The following is an 18,079-nucleotide window of genomic DNA, read 5'->3' as shown; positions in this document are numbered from 1 at the left end:
TGTTCAGGTAATCTTTTATCCATGTCTGGTTCGGAAGCAAGTGATATGAAAGTGACGCCCCCACGTGGGAAATCACACAATCTCTTCGGGGCCATCGCAGAATTCTTCCAACAGTTTTATATTCACCACTTCACGCGCAAGAAGGCGCTGAAACGTGGCATCGGGGAGCTCCATACCCACCTGGGCATGGGTGGACAGTTCGCGGCGGCGATGAATTCGCGCGAAGAGACCATCAAAACCCCCAGCCGGGACCTTGCCCGTGCAGTAACTTATGTCCCCGATATGGACGGTCAGGCCGACGCAGGCGAAGTCGTCTGGGCAAATATTCGACCAAAGAAGGGCATGATCCCGGAGCTGCGTGCGGTGCTGGTGGTAGGACGCAACCACCACCGTCTACTCACCCTTCTGATTTCCTCCCGAGACGACTACGGTAACCAAGCCAACTGGATCCCCGTAGGCACCGGCCCGTGGAGCTCGGATGCAGATAGGGATAGCTGGGTTCGTATGGATAAGGTGCTGGAAGTGCCGGAAACACTAATCCAACGCCGGGGCATTCCACTGCCCGCCCGCCGCTTTGAACGTGTCGCCAATGAGCTGCGGCAAGTTTATGGCTGGAGCTAACTGGCGGGATTTTGTCTTTTCCAATCACCAACTGCTAACATTTTTCGAGTTCACGGTGCTATCCAGAGTAACTCCGCTACTGGGCGCCTAGCGTCTGCACTGCAGGCCACGCCGCATCCCGCAGGACCTTGGGTGGGATGTTAGAGATCGCGAGGCCGTTGAGGGAGCCCGTTTCCCTGATGAACAGAACATTTTTACCGAAGACTTTTTGAAAGAAGAGGCACGCCACCATGGCAAACATCAAGCAGCAGAAGAAGCGCGTTCTCACCAACGAGATCGCTCGCAAGCGCAACCAGGCTATCCGCTCCCGTCTGCGCACCGAGACTCGCAAGTTCAACGCCGCCGTTGAGGCTGGCGACAAGGAAGCCGCAGAGGCACAGCTGCGCGTCGCTTCCCGCTTCTACGACAAGGCTGTCACCAAGGGCACCATCCACCGCAACAACGCGGCTAACAAGAAGTCCGGCATGGCCGCTCGCTTCAACAAGATGGCTTAAGGATCCTTTTCAAAGGTTTCCACCCGCTCTTTGCGTAAAAATAACCCGCATCTTCTACACGGGGTTGAGATGTTGCGTCACAAAGCTGCAACAGCAACCACCTTGCCTGGGTGCGGGTTTTCATTATGCCCTAAGCTAGTGATCTAGCTATCCAGGATTGTGAGCCTTAAGTTTTAGTTTTCGAAGGAGTTCGACAAAGGGATGAAGGATCGCTTCCGCTCAGCCCTGCTCGGCACCGCTTTGGGCGATGCATGGGGCTACCCGTACCAAAACCCACCGCAGCCGGATCGCACCCCGCTGCCGGAGCAGCTGGTTATCAGCGACGATACGCAAATGACGCTGGCTCTCTGCGCCGCGATGCTGGACATCGACCGGGACAACCTGGATCGTGAGGAAGGCATGCAGGCCATCGGTCAGCAGTTCATCAACTATCACGCCGACCCGGACTACGATCGCTCCCCCGGCGCTTCGACGACCGAATCGCTGGATCGTCTAAGCCAACTCGGTGCCGAGCACTGGGACGATGTGGCTTCGCACTCCGGAGGCGCAGGTGCCGTGATGCGTGTGGCCGCAAGCGCACTGCTAGCCCCGTCGGATCAGGGCGTCGGCTGGTCGGTGCTCCAGGGCGTGATTACCCATGATTCGGGTGTGGCTCGCGCTGCGTGTGCAGTAATGGCCTGCCTGATGTCTGCCCGAAAAGGCACCAATCTCTTGGACGTGGCCGGGGGTCTGGCCGGTGATGAAAACTTCGACAACGACAATCTGCTGACAAACGAGGAAAAATCCGACATCCTCAAGGATCTGGATACGGCACTTATTACGGATCTGACCGGTCCTGATGTGCCGCTAAGCGAGTTGATTTCCCGCGTGGATGCTGTGTGTGAGCATCTGCATCCGTTCCTGGAGCAGGGAGATTTTGAGGAGCTGTACCGGCACCGCAGGAAGTTTGTGCAAATCCTCGGCCAGGGGTGGGACGCAGGTTCCTGCACGGCTTCTGCCCTGCTGCTGACGCAGTTGTACTTGGATCACCGAGAACAGTACGCCCCGCATGATTTCCTGCATGTGGCAGTTAACTGGCCGGGAAACCGCAATACCCGCACGTCGCTGACTGGTGCGCTAATCGGCTCCCACCTGGAAGGCGGAGTGGACGACTGGGAGAGTTCGCGCGAGTACCATTTTGAAACCCGCTATGATGACGCGGTTCACTGTGGCTTGTGGAAGGGCTTTAACCTGCGCTAATCCCCAGGCACACCTGCGCTAACGTCGCCCTGCAATGTGTGCGATCTGGCGCACGGCGTCCTCCACGGCATAGTCGGGGTCGGCGCTATGGCCTTTCACACCTGCATCCAGGTTTGCTGTGATTTGCACCGCCTGGGCGATCATGGGGGTGGTCCAGCGCCGCGCAGTGCGGATAGTCTTGTCCAACTTCCACGGTGCCATGCCAAACTTCGCCGCATCGCGGCGGGAGTTAATATTTCCGACACCCGCTACCTTCGCAATATCCGCCACGGCGGAGCTTAGCGCGCTCGCAAGAAGGACCGGAGCCACTCCCAACTGAAGCGCCCGGCGCGCCAAAGCCACGGCGGCTCGGACGTTTCCGGCAATGGCATAATCGGCAACCTCAAACCCACTGACCTCGGCTTTCCCTTGGTAGTACCGCTTCACTGCGGTTGCATCGACCTGCCCGTCGGTATCAGCGATGAGCTGGCTGATGGCGCTGGCCAACTGCCGCAGGTCACTTCCAACCACGTCAAGCAAAAGTTCACATGTTTCGCGGGTCACGCGCGCACCCTGAGAGCGGAATTCCTGGTCGATAAATGCCAGCTGCTCGCGGCCTTTTAGCTCCCCGGCTTGGAATACCACGGCACCAAGCTTCGGCCAGCTGTCCACGAGTTTCTTGTTGCGTCCCTTGCCGGTGTGCACGATGATCAACACCACGCCATCTGCCGGGTCTTTAATGGCCTGCTCAAGCAGTCCGATGATCTCCTTCCCCGTGTCTTCTACGCCGGTGACCACCACGATGCGGTCTTCGGCGAACAGACTGGGGCTGAGCAGTTCGGCCAGCTCAGGGGCACTGAGTTCCGAGGCTTTACGCATCTCTACTGGTAAGTTCGGATCCCCGCTGGCTGCCCGTGCCTGTTCTACAATGCCTTGCCTGCGCCGTTCGGCGAGGAAGTCGTCGCCCCCGACGATCATGTTGATGGATGCGGGGTGCTCAGGGGCGGGCGCAGCGGCGGGCACATTCATAGGTTCGATCTTGCCAGATCCCCGCCCATGGATCCCTAACGGATCTCTAGGTTGTCTGTGCATGGGTAGTACACCGGTACCCCATTGGGCATAAAACTTGGTCTGTCGTGGGGTTTGCCACACTGCGTTACTATCACCGCGACCTTTCCTGTTCCGCCGGCTCTCCCCACTGCCACCTCTATTTCTTGCTGTTGCCGCAATGCCTGCGCATCATCGCGCACCCGAATCACGATTTTGTCGCCAAGTTCTATCGGCCCACTCACAAGCGCTGCGGGTGTTTCTGGTCTTTCTAGCTTTAGGACGCCCCCTCGTCCCCATGCCCCCAATATCACTAGGCCCCATAGCACCGTTGCCCAGCACCACCGAAGTCTGCGCCAGTGCCGAAAGAAACGCACGCTGAGCAACAGCAATGCAAGCAATCCGGTAGCCACACCTGCCCACGTCCATCCACCTGGGGTGGCGAGCATCGGGACACTGGAGCCAATGCTTGCCACCCGTAGAATCCAGGCTGCACAAGGCACGGCTGGGGCAATGATGATCGTGGCCAACGGTGCCGTCACCGGCGGGTAGATCGCGGCCACGAGCGCGGCCGCCAGACCCAGCACAGTAATGATGGGAACCGCCGCTGTCACCGCCAAATTGCATGCCACGGCTACCAACGAAACTTTGCCTGTCATGTGAATGATGATCGGTATGGTTACAAGATCCGCAGCGATGGCCACCAACACCATGCGCACCAGCATCGCCTGCAACTGTGTGGGATGGCCGTTTATGGAAAACCATGGAATCAGTGGCATACGTGCCAGTACGGCTTTTGACCACCATGGCAACACCACAACAATTCCCGCCGTCGCTGCACCAGACAGCACGAAGGCATAGCTGATTGACATCTCCGGAAAGATCACCATCAGCAGAATCACCGCCGCGCAGAGAGAGGCGATCACATCCGTCCACCGGGCGGAGGCTACGGCGACCAGCCCAACACTGCCCATAATGGCCGCCCGCAGAACACTTGCTTCCGGCCCGACCAGCAGCACGAAAGCCACCAGGGCCACCCCAGCTACCGCCAGCCGAGTAAGCCGTCCCGCTTTACATGCCGTTGCTAGAACCAGGGCGGCGCCAGTAACCACTGCGACATTGGAGCCAGAAACCGCGCTGAGGTGACTTAGCCCAGTGACGGTGAATTGATTGCGCAATGTGGAATCTTGCATGCTGACATCCCCCATCACCATGCCAGGCAGAATCTTTCCGGTATCCCACGGCAAATCAGCGCACAATCCATGAAAGCTGGAGCGCAACCAGCTGGTGATGCGCCACAGCTCTTCCGGACCAGTGATATTCTCCGGTGCACGCGTGGCCGAGAGGGTGATGGGAAGCATCTCCGCGCCTTGGCTGGGGCGTGCGGTGGCTGCGATGTCGAAGCTCATTCCGGGTTGCAGCTCAGTGAAATCGCTGAGTGTTCCGTTACCCGCCTCAGCCAAATCCGGGCGTAGGAAGAGCGGCACCTCGCCTAGACCATGCACGTTCACGGGAACCATCACCGTTCCCTCCGCCACCTGTTTCGGTAATCCGGCCACAGACACGCTCTCCCGCACACTGCCTGTGCCTGAGGAGAGGTTTCGCAGTTGCAGTTGAGCGTCAATAAGTAGGATCCGCAACCACGTACCCAGCCCGACTGTGCTGGCGGTGGCACCGACAACAGCAACGCTTCGCGGGAGCATCCGCCACGGTCGCCCGCGCAAGCTCCTGCGAAGATAAAGCCACCCTGCAACGCTCATGACCGTGACTACGCTGCCAAACGCGAGAGGCCAAGAGCTGCGGGTCAGGATGATCGCGGCGGCCATCAGCCAGCACGCAAGGGCAACCGGCACGAGCCGCAAATCCATACCCCGAGCTTTGGTGACCGCCTCCGGAGTGAATGGCTCTGGAGTGAAAGGATCTGGAGTAGCTGACCTCGGCAGAAACAGCTCAGCGCCTGCGGATCCCTGGGATCGACGGAACGCCGGGGATGTCGACTTTCTAGAGGGTAACGGCATCGCGCATTGCCTCGAACTTCGCAGGTCCGATCCCTCGGACCTCCAAAAGCTGCTCCACGCTGGTAAAAGGGCCATTGGAATCGCGCCAGGCGATGATGGCCTCGGCTGTTGCTGGGCCGATACCGCTGATTGTTTCCAGCTGTGTGGAATCCGCGGTGTTGAGGTTCACCTTGCCCTCTGCACCCTCCGCGCCCGCTGTGCCACCTCTACCCCCTGCGTTCCCCGTATTTCCAGCAGTGCCCGCATTACCGGCGCTAGCGCCCTTCGCCCCGGCGCCTCCCGGTGCGGAGACGGCTCCGCCTGCGTAGACCACTCGCGAACCGCGATCATCCACCACGATCTGCATACCATCGCCGACGGGTTCAGCGAGGTTGATGCCTAACACCACCGACTTTGGCAGTCCTCCACCGGCGGCCTCAATCGCTTCCCCTACGCGCGTACTGGACTTCAACCTCAGCAGGCCAGGACGGCGCACCATCCCCTGCACGCTGACTACAACATCCTGTTCGTCGCCCTTGTCATCTGCTCCAGCTCCCCCAGCGCTTCCTTGGCCATCGCCCATGCCACCGGGGACATGTTCCGACTGTTCAACACCTTGTACCACAGGGGCGGGTGAGGTTCCTGAAGCACCAACAGCCGGCCCACTAGTGCCTGCAAGAAGTTCGGTTCCGCTCGCTTCCGACGCACCATTCTCACCCCCGCGCTGGCAGGCGAACAGCGTCACGCAAATCAGTACCGCCACTACAACGAGCCCGATCAGTGCCCGGGAGGCTCTTCCGCCAATGACTGCATGGGTGTCCAAATCGACATTGGAGAGTTCATGCTCAGGCATTGGCTGGGCCAACGCTTCAGCGCGTGCGCGTACTTTTTCTACGGAACTCTGCCGCATTCGTCGTGTAGACATGCGCCGAGCACACCATACGAGTTAGGCATCGTGGCCTTGCATGACAGCTTGCCAACAGCAAAAGCCCAGAGGGCTGTGGAAAACGTGCAGCCTGTGGAAAACAGTGACCGACGCACTACGCTTTCGCTAAGGGGTCAGTCCGCTTTCTTCTTGTCTGTGCTCTTCTTGTCAGTGTTCGTCTTGTCTGCGGGCTCGTTAGCCTCAGCAGACTCAGTTAGTTCGGCCTTTCCCTGCATGGTCGCCGCCACCCCCAGTGCGCCTTGCCCCACGTGCAACTGCAGCACTTCGGGGATGTTAACAATGCGTACCTCTACCTGCGGTAACGACTTCCAGGTCTCTATGCGAACCTGCCTGCGCAGACCATGCGGGCGCGGCTCTGGTTGCTCAGTTGGTGCCTTGAGCTGGTTGAGATCCTCCACCATCTCCCCGATCCGCGCCGATAGATCCACGGCCTGCTCCTCGGCATCGCTATGGTGCACGGCGATGTGAACGGCCCGAGGGTTCCCACTGGCCTGTACTGCCTCGTCTATCACTAGTCGGCGAACGAAATTCACCACCCGATCCATGGCCTTGGCCTGGGTGCGGGTTTTAGCTGCCAGCGTCAATTTTCCCTCGGCCAGCTGCAGGATCGGCTTAATCGCGAGCGTAGAGGTCAGGAGCGCCTGCCCCACCGACAGTCGTCCACCCTTGCGGAGCACGTCCAATTGATGGACGTATAACCACAGCGAAGAATTCTGCAGTGACTCCTCGGCCACCGCCACCACAGCATCCAGATCCGCCCCCTGTTGCGCAGCCTCGGCGGCATTTAAAGCGGCAAAGCCCAACACCATGCCGATATTCTTCGTATCCAGAACCCGTACCTGACCGTCGAACACTCCTGCAGCAACGCAAGCATTGGCATAGGTTGCGGAAAGCTGCTTGGAAAGGTGCAGCGCCAGCACGCCTTCATCCCCGCCGCGCTCCAAAAGCCGGGCATAGCTCGCGGTCAGCTCCAAGGAGCTGAGACTCGAGGTGGTTTGTTCTTCACCCTCGCCCTCAACATGAAGATCCAGGACCGTTATGCCGGCCTTTTTAGCTACATCCTCCGGCAGACAGCAAGAGGAATCAGTGACAATCTGGACAGTCACTTCCTACCTACCTTCGCTGGAATCGCGCACAGAGGAAGTGGTGGCGTCGCTACCCAAAGAACTAGAAGAACCACCTGGCAGCGCCCCCTCATCCGGGCTTGCGTCGGTGGCTACGCCAAGGTTCCACCCCTCCAGATGCCACTGCGGAAGCACCCACCAGTCCTCACGGGTGGAAGCAACCAGAGGCACCGTTGAACCGTCGACGGCCACCGGAGTAGTGCCCTTGGCCTCGCCGGTAAAACGCGGGCGAGCCAGCAACTGTGACCAGCAAGCATTTCCCAGGCCAGTGAATACCGGGTAGTAACGCACCGGCAGATCCAGCAGGCGTGCGGTCAAAGCACCGATCGTCCCACCATGGGCAACGATCATCACATCGCCTTCATCAAACGTGTCTGTAGCCATGATCTCCTCGATCACGGCATTTGCTCGCTCCGCAACCTCCAAGCGCGTCTCGCCTCCCGGCGGTGCCCACTGTGGATCATGGCGCCAATAAGCCCGTTGCCCTGGAAACTCACGGTCAACGTCCTCGCGCGAGGCGCCCTGCCATTGCCCCAGATCCGTCTCCCGCAAACGCACGTCGGTCGTAACCTCGCAACCGAAAGGCTCAGCAAGGATCAGCGCAGTATCGTAGGCGCGGCGCAAGTCGCTGGAGATGACCCGCGCAATCCGCTTGTCCCCTAGCATCTGCGCCGTCACCTTGGCCTGCTGTACTCCCACTTGAGAAAGATCGGTGTCCAGCTGTCCCTGCATACGCCCCGTGGCGTTATATTCCGTCTGCCCGTGACGGACCAAGTAGACCCTGCGCTCACGCATGAACGGCCTGGCGCTTAGAGTTCGTCCGCGTCCGGGGCAGGCCCGGCCAACGGAAGGTCGTCAATGCTAGTGGCTTCCAGCACGTCCACGTCTACGTCGGCATCCCAGTTGCCGCCGCGATCCAGCTGCTCCACGCCTTCCACCTCGATCTGTGGGGCGTCTCGCCACAGACGATCCAGTGCGTAGAATTCGCGCTCTTGCTTGCGCTGCACATGCACTACAACATTGCCATAATCCAACAACACCCAATGCCCTTCGCCGCGACCTTCGCGGCGAGTCGGCTTTGGCCCGTCTTGGCCCACTTCGTACTCCACCTCGTCGACGATGGAGTTAACCATGCGCTCATTATCGCCACTGACGATGACGAATACGTCGGTGATGGCCAAGCGATCCGAGACATCGAGAACCAGGATGTCCTCCCCCAGCTTCTCAGCCGCTGCGCGCGCCGCCACTCCGGCGAGCGCGATAGATTCTGCGGTGGCAGTCAAAAAATCAGCCCTTCATTATTGGTTAAAAACAAATCCAGTTTAGCAACCCACCAGCTATTCGCTGGAAACGTACATGCCGTGCTTGGCGATGTACTGCACCACGCCATCGGGCACCAAGTACCACACTGGGCGTCCACTGGTAGCCCGCTCCCGCACGTCGGTGGAGCTAATGGCCATCGCAGGAATCTCGACCAAGGACAGGCGCCCCGCCGATACTTCCTTCGACAGCGGGTCATCGCTATCGTCATCACCCTTGGGTAGTTCGTAGCCGGGGCGAGTCACTCCCACGAAGTGCGCTAGATCGAAGATCTTCTCCCAGTCCCGCCATGTGACGATCTTCTGCAGCGCATCTGCACCGGTAATAAAGAACAGCTCGGCTTCAGGGTATTGGGCGCGAATATCAGCAAGGGTGTCCACGGTGTACGTATCCCCGCCACGGTCGATATCCACACGGGATACCAGGAAGCGCGGGTTGGAGGCCGTCGCAATGACGGTCATGAGGTATCGGTCCTCGGCCGCAGATACCCGCTTGTGCCTTTTCTGCCATGGCTGTCCGGTCGGTACAAAAACCACCACATCCAGGTCGAAAAGGTCCGCAACCTCGCTACCAGCAACCAGGTGCCCATTGTGGATCGGGTCGAACGTGCCACCCATGATGCCGACCCGGGTGGGCTGTGTGGTGGTCTTTTGCACTGTTGTTTCTACCTTCTCAACTTCCTTCACCAGGTCTTTTTCTTTCCGTTCGGAAGATTCTAATCTGGAGGGGTACGGGCGAACGATTGCCCAAAATTATAGGTCAAAGCGCAAGGAGTGTCCGATCTAGCGATGAGAACCAATCCTTGGGTTCCGAACCAGCACGGCGCGTGGGCAATGCTTTTCCTTCCTATTGTCACGGGGCTAATCACCGCTGACGTCATTGCACCGTCCTATGGCAATCCCGTCCAGTGGTTGGCGCTAACTTTCATGCCACTGGCCTGGATCTTCGGGTACTTCACCTATTTCGCCTTTGGTTTGTGGTTCAAGACTCGCAACCCGACGCGACGTCGTGCTTATCTGTGGCCGACTCTGACCTACGGCGCGCTGACGGCCACGTTCGCCGCAATCGTTCTCTATCTGCAGCCACGGCTGCTGTGGTGGACAGTTGCCTTCGTGCCGTTGATCGCCATTGCCCTCATGGAGGTTTTTCGACGGCGCCCCCGCAGCCTCATGTCCGGCATAGCCACCACGATCGCGAGCGCATTGATGTACATCGTTGCAGTCTCTGCCAGTGGCTTTTCCATCCTGCCGTGGTTCTTCAGCGAAGCTCCAGTGGCGGTCTGGGTAACCACATTGACCATTGGCCTTTATTTCACTGGCACGATCTTCTACGTCAAGACGATCATCCGCGAGCGCGATAATGCCCCCTTCGAGCGCATTTCCCTGCGCTATCACCGTATCGCGTTGCTGGTCACGCTGATCACTGCCACCGCAGCGGCGTTGGACGGTGGCTATACGGCCAGCGCACCGCTGATGATCCTGCTCATGGCCGCAGCTACCCTACGCGCCAAGCTTGTGCCACCGATCGCGAAGGCTAACCCCCGCGAGTGGACGCCTAAGAAGGTTGGCATGTGGGAGGTTCCGCTGTGTCTGGTTCTGGCTCTCGGTGCGAGCTTAACGCTCGTGGTGTAGCTGTCTTTTTTGTGACGCCCACTTCTCAAACGGAAAAGTAGGCGTCACAACCAGACGGCTATGGGCGTACCTGGCCTTCGCCGTTGATGATCCACTTGGTGCTCGTGAGTTCCGGCAGCCCCATCGGACCGCGGGCGTGCAGCTTTTGGGTGGAAATGCCGATCTCCGCGCCGAAGCCGAACATCTCTCCATCCGTCCAGGCGGTAGAAGTGTTGATAGAAACAGCAGCTGCGTCGACGTACTGCTCGAAGTAGCAGGTGGTCTTGTAATCGCGGGCAGCAATGCCCTCCGTGTGGCTGGTACCGAAGCGATTGATGTGCGTTACGGCTTCCTCTACACCATCGACGATGGCAACGGCGATATCGAAGCTGAGGTATTCGTCGGTCCAGTCGCTCTCCTCGGCCTGGACAACATCGTTGATCAACGGATCCAGCTGCTTCTTCTCGCCGTGCAGGGTTACGCCTGCCTTCTGCAGCTCTTCCAGAACATAGATCTTATCCGGATCCGGCAGGGCGGAATCCAGCAGCAGAACCTCGGTGGCGTTGCACACGGAGCAGCGACGGGTCTTGCCGTTGATGACGAGCTTCGTCGCCTCCTCGATATCCGCCGAGGAGTCGATGTAGAAGTGGCAGTTTCCGGTGCCGGTTTCAATGGTCGGGACTGTCGCACCCAGCACAACCGCGTTAATTAGCCCGGCTCCACCACGCGGAATGACGAGATCCACCAGACCCCGAGCGGTAATGAGATCCTGCACCGAATCGTGAGTGTCACACGGCAGCAGCTGCACCAGCTCGCGAGGCAGGTCGTGGGCCTCTGCGACGTCCTGCAGGATCTGCACCAGCTTTTCATTGGTGTGGCGAGCAGACTTGGAGCCGCGCAGCAGTGGCACGTTACCGGACTTGATGGCCAGGCCGAAAGCATCAACGGTGACGTTGGGGCGAGCCTCGTAGACCATGCCCATCACGCCGAGAGGTACGCGCACCTGCTTCATACGCAGGCCGTTGGGGCGGGTGTGTCCGCGGACGATCTCGCCCACCGGGTCGGACAAGCCGATGACCTGTCGCAATCCTCCGGCGATGCCGGCAATACGCTCGGTATCCAGAGCCAGACGATCCAGCAGGGAGTCGGCAAAGCCGCGCTCCTTGCCGGCTTCGATGTCCTTCTCGTTGGCGGCGATGATATCCGCCGCGTTGGCCTCCAGCGCGTCAGCAGCTGCGGCCAGCAGATCGTTCTTCTGCTGGGTATTGAGCAGCAGCTGGGAGCTAACCTCCTTGGCCTTCTTGGCCTTGGCTAGAACTTCGTCACGTTCTGCCTGACGTTCCGGGGACAGAGTGTTCTCTTTAGCGTCGTTGGAGTTTGTCATACCAACCCATGCTAGCGAACTAGCCCTTGAGCTGCGCTCGGTTCGAATAATGGGACATGTAGTCGGCGTGTACCACCGGCCTGCGGGCGAACTCCGGCAGGTCGGAGGTTGACTGGCCGATCAAGTCGTGCAGCATGGCGGAATCGTAGGCAACTTCGCCACGGCCAACGATCTTGCCGTCCGGGCCGACCAGATCCACCACATCCCGCTGCGAGAAGTCACCATCGACCTTGGTAATTCCCACGGAAAGCAGGGACTTGTGGCGCTCTGTTACGGCACGTACCGCGCCGGCGTCCAGGTGTAGCTGACCATGGGAATCCGCTGCGTAGAGCACCCAGAACTTCCAGGCACTCAGGCGATCCTGATCCGGCCAGAAGCAAGTTCCAACCTCTGCAGTATCCAGTGCGGCACCGATGTTTTCCGTCGAGGTTAGCAACACAGGCACGCCTGCGCGGGAGGCAAGGCGAGCTGCAGATACCTTCGCGGCCATACCGCCGGTTCCCAGTCGCCCACCATCGCCAGCCGCTACGCCTTTAAGATCCTTGGAAGTCCTCACTTCAGCGATAAACTGCGCGCCTGGCTCGGCTGGGTTGCGATCATAAAGGCCATCCACATCGGATAGCAGAACGCAGGCATCCGCGAAGGCCAAGTGGCTCACGAGCGCAGCCAGGCGGTCGTTATCGCCGAAGCGCATTTCGGACGTCGCAACCGTATCGTTCTCGTTGACAATCGGCACAGCCTTGAGCTGGCGCAAGCGGTCAATGGTGCGCTGGGCATTACGGGCACGGTCGCGCTCTGCGGCGTCGGAAGCAGTAAGAAGAACCTGGCCGATAGTTCGGCCGTAACGGGCGAAGCTTCGCGCCCATTCCTGAGCCAGCAGCACTTGGCCGACGGATGCGGCTGCCTGTTTTGTAGCCAAGTCGGTGGGGCGTTGTGAGAGTTCCAGCGGCCCCATTCCGCAGGCCACCGCGCCAGAGGATACGACAATGACGTCCGTATCGCGCGCCATTCGCGCTTCCAGTGCATCGGCGATCATGTCGATCTGATTCGGGTCAACCCGACCCTCATCATCGGTCAGCGAGGAGGAGCCAATCTTTACCACGAGGCGGCGGGCATGAGCGATGTCGCTACGGACATCGGAATTGTGGCCCATCGCCGGGTCATCTTCATCGGCCTCTGGCTCGGGAAACTCGATCGACGTCGCAGGAACCACCGGCCCCGGTTCGTGCACCGGCCTCTGACCGTAGGTGGGCACAGGCGCCACGGGTTCGGGGGTCACCTCCCCCGGTCCGGCGTAGCTAAACGCGGACTGGGCTGAACTGAACTCTTTTTCGGCTTCAAAGTCGGAATCGGAGGATGACATACAACCCAGTATGCCAGCCCCCGCTCGCACCTTGTGCGGATTAGCGCAAGGCGACTACCCCTGCCAACGCTCGCGCTCTGCGACTTCCCCATCACCAAAATCATTCTCATCGATGAGGCCACGACGGGCCTGGGAAGCACGCTTGCGCTCTTCCGGAGTAGCGCGGGTGGTCTGCTCAAGGCGTGCATCGGTGCCACGCCCACTGCGCATAACGTCCACACCAGCGGCGGTCTGCGGATCCCATTCGAACGTGATCTCGCCGATCGTGACCTCGCTGCCGGCATCGGCGCCAGCCTTGTAGAGTTCCTGCTCCACTCCTGCCTTCGCCAAACGGTCGGCAAGGTAGCCGACGGCTTCGTCGTTTTCGAAGTCGGTTTGGCGGATCCACCGCTCAATCTTCTCGCCGCGCACAATGTAGGCATCTTCGGAGGATGGATCGACTTCGACCTCGAACTCGGCAAAGCGTCCACCGCTGCGCTTTCGCAGCCCCTTCGGGGTAATGACCTGTGCCGGCTTCTCCTCCACGGGATGCGCCTTGCGATGGGCCTTCACAATATCCATCAGCGCATACTTCAGTGCATCAAGTCCTTGATGCGCAACGGTGGAAATGCGGAAGATCGGCCAACCGAACTCTTTAAGCTCTTCTTCCTGTAGGTCGGCCATGTCCGAAGCATCTGGCACGTCCATCTTGTTGAGGATGATGACGCGGGGACGCTCACGCAGGTCACCCAACCCGGAGTCGCTCGCCAGCTCCTCCTGATAGTTCGCCAGTTCTTTTTCCAGCGCCTTGATGTCAGCTACGGGATTGCGGTCTGCTTCGAGCGAGGCGGCGTCGACAACATGAGCCAGAACCGCGGTGCGCTCGATGTGGCGCAAGAAGTCCAGCCCCAGTCCCTTGCCTTCGCTGGCGCCGGGGATAAGGCCCGGAACGTCGGCGATGGTGAAAACCTCGTGGCCGAGGTTCACCACACCCAGGTTGGGAACCAGAGTCGTAAATGGGTAGTCCGCGATCTTTGGCTTAGCTGCGGAGAGCACGGAAATCAGTGAACTCTTACCCGCCGAGGGAAAACCCACCAGTCCGACGTCGGCCATGGACTTAAGCTCTAGGGTGATGTCTTTGGTCTCGCCAGGCTCACCGAGTAGCGCGAATCCTGGGGCTTTTCTGCTTTTGGACGCCAACGCCGCGTTTCCCAGTCCACCGTGCCCACCCGCGGCGACGATCATCCGCGTTCCCTTGCCAGTCAGGTCCGCAATTGCTTCACCATTTGAGTTCAGTACGACTGTTCCCTCGGGAACCTGGAGCACAAGATCTTCACCGCGGGCGCCGTGGCGGTGATCACCGGCGCCGTTGTTTCCGCGCGGAGCCTTGATATGGGGGTGGAAGTGAAAGTCCAGGAGGGTATGGACCTGGGGAGAGACTTCCAAAATGATGTCCCCGCCGTGGCCACCGTTGCCGCCATCGGGGCCTCCGAGGGGTACGAACTTTTCACGGTGAACGGAGGCACAGCCGTGGCCACCGTCACCGGCCTGCAGGTGCAGCACTACGCGATCAACGAATTGTGGCATGACGTTCCTTTCACCCCAATTGAATCTTCGAGCTCCGAGTCTATAGGGGATTTCAACATCAACCTAAAGAACAGCTTCCGCGGCTCTTTATTTTTCCTTGCCACGATCATGATTTATAGTTAGCCTACCCTTGCATTCAGTAAGGGTTGGCTAGCTTTATGTTCTTGTTGGCCTACTCACCCCCACGTAAAGGACTCACTATGCGTTTTTCTCCTCTGCGCAAGCTCTGCGCAGGAGTCATTGGAGCTACCCTCGCACTGGGACTCGCAGCCTGCGGTGCGTCAGGAGTAGTTGATTCTAACTCTGACGCGAATGGAGCTGGTGGATCAGTCACGGTCACTGACGTCACTGGCCGCCAGGTCAGCTTCGACCACAAACCAGAAAGAATCCTTCTCGCAGAAGGCCGCGGCCTGTTCGCCACCTCCATCCTCAATAAGGAGGATCCCATGGAAAAAGTCGTGGCGATCGGCTCCGACCTGCACAAGGCTGCCCCCTCCTATGAGGAGAAACTTGCTGCAACACATAAAGATTTAAAGGATCTACCGACGGTGGGCAATATCGCACAGGGCGACGTGAGCGTAGAAAGTCTGCTATCCCACAAACCAGATGTCACCGTGCTCACCCTGGATCACAAGAAAGCTGCCGAAGAATCCGGCCTGCTGACAAAAATGGACCAGGCCGGCCTGAAGTATGTGTTCACCGACTTCCGCCAAAAGCCACTGGAGAACACCACGAAGACTATGGATCTCTACGGTCAGCTCTTTGGCAAGGAAGACAAGGCCAAGGAGTTCAACGACTTCTACAGCGCCAAGGTCAAGGACATCACCGACCGCGCCAGCGCCGCAAAGAACAAACCAAAGACACTGGTGTGGCAGGCGGCAGGAATGAAGGATTGCTGCGCCACGGTGAAGGAATCCAACCTCGGCGACCTCGTGAACGCCGCCGGTGGCGAAAACCTGGGCGACAGCCTGCTGGAGTCCGAATCTGGTGACCTGACCGCAGAGAAGATCATTTCTGAACAGCCCGAGCAGATCATCGCCACCGGCGGCGCCTGGGCTAAGGACCCGGAGAAGCCGGAGGTCCTCCCCCACGTGGAGCTCGGCTACAAAGCTAAGCCCAACGTCTCCGAGAAGACGCTCCAAGGTCTTCTGGAAACTCCAGGCTTCACAGCTCTAAAGGCTCCTAAGGAAGGCAAGCTACACGGGGTTTATCACCAGTTCTACGATTCTCCGCTGAACGTGTTCGCTCTCGAGCAATTCGCCAAGTGGCTCCAGCCGGAGACCTTCAAGGATCTCGATCCACAGCGCGACTTCGCTGACTTCCACAAGGAGTGGCTCCCGTTTGAATATTCCGGAACGTTCTTCACGTCAATCAAGAGCTAACGCCATGTCTCACCTTGTTACCTCAGAAGAAGAAACGGCAGCGCAAGCCGCCCAAGCCACCGAATCGTCAGACGTAACCCCGGTTGTAAGCGCAAACGGCGATGCGGAATCCGGCGCTGCTCCCGCAGCCAGCGAGGTTATCCAGCACTATCGCCGTCAGTCCCGGCGCAAAATTCTAGCGATCGTCGCGTTGACGATCGCAGCGCTGGTGGCTTTTGCCATCGCCACCATTGTTGGCCCAATCGACCTCAGCCTCTCCGAGCTGTGGAATGGGCTTTTTAATCCCGATGGCGTAGACGAGACCACCTGCACAGTGCTGTGGAACCTACGACTGCCAGCTGCAGTTATGGCAGTGCTCATCGGAGCTTCACTGTCGCTTTCTGGAGCACATATGCAGACCATTCTGGATAACCCTCTTGCCGAGCCGTTCACCCTGGGAATCTCCGCGGCGGCGGCTTTTGGTGGTGCGGCATCGATCGTTATGGGCTGGACCGTACTGGCAAACCCGCAATTCAACCTCGCCGCCGTGGCGTGGGTAACTTCGCTGATCGCGGTCTTCGTCGTAGCTGGCGCCGCCGTCTGGCGCGGAGCCAGCGCCGAATCGATGATCCTCTTAGGCATTGCCCTTGTTTTCCTGTTCCAGGCACTGCTCTCCTTAATGCAGTACCGCGCGACCACTGAGGCTTTGCAGCAGATCGTTTTTTGGACAATGGGCTCTTTGCAGCGCGCTACTTGGACCTCTAACGCGATCATCCTGGGATCCCTGGCAATTGCAATCCCGTTCACAATCTTTAACTCGTGGAAGCTCACCGCATTGCGGTTGGGCGACGACCGAGCGGCTGCACTGGGAATCAACGTCCAGCGCCTGCGCGTCTCCACCCTGGTCGTGTCTTCACTGTTGGCAGCCAGCGCGGTGGCTTTTGCTGGCGTGATCGGCTTCATCGGCCTGGTTGGCCCACACGTAGCACGCATGCTTGTAGGCGAGGATCAGCGTTACTTCGCTCCTGCCTCTATGGCCGCCGGTGCTCTACTGCTGGCAGCCGCCCACGCAGTCTCCATTACGATCGTTCCGGGTGTTGCCGTACCGATCGGGATCATCACTTCCCTGGTTGGCGTGCCCTTCTTCCTCGTGCTGATCTTTGCTCGCCGACGCACTCTCTGGGGGTCTTAATTCATGCTCACTCTCGACGACATTCATGTCCGTTATGGCAAACGCCCTGTTCTGAAGGGAGTATCGGCTTCCGGCTTCGAGCCGGGAACGATTACGGGCCTCTTGGGGCCTAACGCCGCTGGCAAGTCCACCCTGGTGAAAACGATCGCAGGGATACAGAAGGCGTCACAAGGCACCTGTAGCATCACCGTCGACGGCGAAGAACTCACTGGCGGCGCGCGGCGCGAGGCGATCGGCTATGTGCCGCAGGACTTGCTGTCCAGCGCCACCCTGACGGCTTTCGAGTCGATCCTCGTGGCCACTCGCCGTTCGTCGCGCGCGTTTGCACACAGCGGCGCTGGAAGCAGCTCTGCCGCTCGTGCCCAGGAGCTCGCAGCCTCGGTGATGGAGCGCCTCGGCATTACACACCTGGCATCACGCCATGTTCATGAGCTCTCTGGCGGTCAGCGGCAGCTGGTTGCCGTCGGGCAGATGCTGGTGCGCGAGCCTGAGGTGCTTCTTCTTGACGAGCCAACGTCCGCATTGGATCTGCGGCACCAGGTGGAGCTGTTGAAGCTCATCCGCCGTGAAGTAAGCCAGAATGATTCCGTGGCTCTGATTGCGATTCACGACCTCAACCTCGCCGCACGCTACTGTGATCGTCTAATCGTGCTCCACCAGGGACGTCTCATGGCGCAGGGCCGGCCTTCCGAGGTGCTTACCCCAGGTTTGCTAGAGGAAGTATACGGGCTGCGGGCGAAGGTGCTGGATGATGACAGCACGCCCGTCATTTGCCCCGTCGAAGAGTAATACCGCCCTGCCTAGCGGCTCCCCATACCTAACCCTCAAACGCCCCG

General features: G+C 59.5%; 17 protein-coding genes. 7 read left to right on the top strand and 10 right to left on the bottom strand.

Annotated features, from left to right (window positions below; all coding sequences use genetic code 11):
• The first annotated feature begins 21 nt into the window (after window positions 1–21).
• The 3 genes from ACWXWJ_RS07675 to ACWXWJ_RS07665 all read left to right on the top strand — a co-directional run bounded on the left by ACWXWJ_RS07675 (window position 22) and on the right by ACWXWJ_RS07665 (window position 2,354).
• Window positions 22–621 carry a type II toxin-antitoxin system PemK/MazF family toxin gene (locus tag ACWXWJ_RS07675; protein ID WP_293791408.1) on the top strand — a complete coding sequence of 200 codons (600 nt, stop codon included), beginning with the start codon at window positions 22–24 and terminating at the stop codon, window positions 619–621.
• A gap of 230 nt (window positions 622–851) precedes the next feature.
• Entirely contained in the window at window positions 852–1,115 is a 264-nt protein-coding gene (gene rpsT, locus ACWXWJ_RS07670) for a 30S ribosomal protein S20 (RefSeq protein ID WP_005296442.1), read from the top strand.
• Between the two features lie 201 nt (window positions 1,116–1,316).
• Complete coding sequence (locus ACWXWJ_RS07665; RefSeq protein ID WP_473964045.1) at window positions 1,317–2,354, top strand: ADP-ribosylglycohydrolase family protein; 1,038 nt, start codon at window positions 1,317–1,319, stop codon at window positions 2,352–2,354.
• An 18-nt stretch (window positions 2,355–2,372) separates the two neighbouring features.
• Here the strand turns inward: ACWXWJ_RS07665 and holA are convergent, their stop codons facing one another.
• The 7 genes from holA to nadD form a co-directional block, all read right to left on the bottom strand.
• Window positions 2,373–3,362 (bottom strand): DNA polymerase III subunit delta, encoded by a 990-nt coding sequence (gene holA / locus ACWXWJ_RS07660; protein ID WP_473964044.1) that lies wholly within the window; start codon window positions 3,360–3,362, stop codon window positions 2,373–2,375.
• A gap of 35 nt (window positions 3,363–3,397) precedes the next feature.
• A complete protein-coding gene (locus ACWXWJ_RS07655; RefSeq protein WP_473964043.1) occupies window positions 3,398–5,248 on the bottom strand; it encodes a ComEC/Rec2 family competence protein in 1,851 nt (616 codons plus the stop codon).
• Between the two features lie 133 nt (window positions 5,249–5,381).
• Complete coding sequence (locus tag ACWXWJ_RS07650) at window positions 5,382–6,302, bottom strand: ComEA family DNA-binding protein (RefSeq protein ID WP_293791412.1); 921 nt, start codon at window positions 6,300–6,302, stop codon at window positions 5,382–5,384.
• Window positions 6,303–6,436: 134 nt separating this feature from the next.
• Window positions 6,437–7,429 (bottom strand): DegV family protein, encoded by a 993-nt coding sequence (locus ACWXWJ_RS07645; RefSeq protein ID WP_293791413.1) that lies wholly within the window; start codon window positions 7,427–7,429, stop codon window positions 6,437–6,439.
• Between the two features lie 3 nt (window positions 7,430–7,432).
• The gene (locus ACWXWJ_RS07640; protein ID WP_293791414.1) at window positions 7,433–8,242 is read right to left on the bottom strand and encodes a histidine phosphatase family protein; all 810 of its coding nucleotides are present in this window, start codon (window positions 8,240–8,242) and stop codon (window positions 7,433–7,435) included.
• A 14-nt stretch (window positions 8,243–8,256) separates the two neighbouring features.
• Complete coding sequence (gene rsfS, locus ACWXWJ_RS07635) at window positions 8,257–8,730, bottom strand: ribosome silencing factor (protein WP_293791415.1); 474 nt, start codon at window positions 8,728–8,730, stop codon at window positions 8,257–8,259.
• Between the two features lie 54 nt (window positions 8,731–8,784).
• Window positions 8,785–9,423 carry a nicotinate-nucleotide adenylyltransferase gene (gene nadD, locus ACWXWJ_RS07630; protein WP_293791467.1) on the bottom strand — a complete coding sequence of 213 codons (639 nt, stop codon included), beginning with the start codon at window positions 9,421–9,423 and terminating at the stop codon, window positions 8,785–8,787.
• 132 nt (window positions 9,424–9,555) lie between these two features.
• Here nadD and ACWXWJ_RS07625 point away from each other — a divergent pair, with 132 nt between their 5' ends.
• Window positions 9,556–10,398, top strand: coding sequence for a YwiC-like family protein (locus tag ACWXWJ_RS07625; RefSeq protein ID WP_448307338.1), 843 nt, complete (start codon window positions 9,556–9,558; stop codon window positions 10,396–10,398).
• A 58-nt stretch (window positions 10,399–10,456) separates the two neighbouring features.
• Here ACWXWJ_RS07625 and ACWXWJ_RS07620 read toward each other — a convergent pair whose 3' ends face one another.
• Genes ACWXWJ_RS07620 through obgE form a run of 3 tightly spaced genes read right to left on the bottom strand, consistent with a single transcriptional unit; the run spans window position 10,457 to window position 14,690 of the window.
• Window positions 10,457–11,761: a glutamate-5-semialdehyde dehydrogenase gene (locus ACWXWJ_RS07620; RefSeq protein WP_473964042.1), complete on the bottom strand. Its 1,305-nt coding sequence runs from the start codon at window positions 11,759–11,761 to the stop codon at window positions 10,457–10,459.
• A gap of 19 nt (window positions 11,762–11,780) precedes the next feature.
• Window positions 11,781–13,124 carry a glutamate 5-kinase gene (proB, locus tag ACWXWJ_RS07615; RefSeq protein WP_293791418.1) on the bottom strand — a complete coding sequence of 448 codons (1,344 nt, stop codon included), beginning with the start codon at window positions 13,122–13,124 and terminating at the stop codon, window positions 11,781–11,783.
• Between the two features lie 54 nt (window positions 13,125–13,178).
• On the bottom strand, window positions 13,179–14,690 hold the full coding sequence (gene obgE, locus ACWXWJ_RS07610) for a GTPase ObgE (protein ID WP_473964041.1): 1,512 nt from the start codon (window positions 14,688–14,690) through the stop codon (window positions 13,179–13,181).
• 200 nt (window positions 14,691–14,890) lie between these two features.
• On the opposite strand from obgE, the gene ACWXWJ_RS07605 reads away from it, so the two are divergent.
• The 3 genes from ACWXWJ_RS07605 to ACWXWJ_RS07595 are packed head-to-tail and all read left to right on the top strand — an operon-like array spanning window position 14,891 to window position 18,032.
• On the top strand, window positions 14,891–16,072 hold the full coding sequence (locus ACWXWJ_RS07605) for an ABC transporter substrate-binding protein (RefSeq protein WP_273353725.1): 1,182 nt from the start codon (window positions 14,891–14,893) through the stop codon (window positions 16,070–16,072).
• A 4-nt stretch (window positions 16,073–16,076) separates the two neighbouring features.
• Window positions 16,077–17,243 (top strand): FecCD family ABC transporter permease, encoded by a 1,167-nt coding sequence (locus tag ACWXWJ_RS07600; RefSeq protein ID WP_473964040.1) that lies wholly within the window; start codon window positions 16,077–16,079, stop codon window positions 17,241–17,243.
• Window positions 17,244–17,246: 3 nt separating this feature from the next.
• Window positions 17,247–18,032 (top strand): ABC transporter ATP-binding protein, encoded by a 786-nt coding sequence (locus ACWXWJ_RS07595; protein WP_293791424.1) that lies wholly within the window; start codon window positions 17,247–17,249, stop codon window positions 18,030–18,032.
• Window positions 18,033–18,079 lie beyond the last annotated feature (47 nt).

This window comes from Corynebacterium sp. p3-SID1761, from assembly GCF_055862885.1.
The sequence above is the reverse complement of the archived record's forward strand: the minus strand, read 5'-3'. Positions and strand labels throughout refer to the sequence as shown.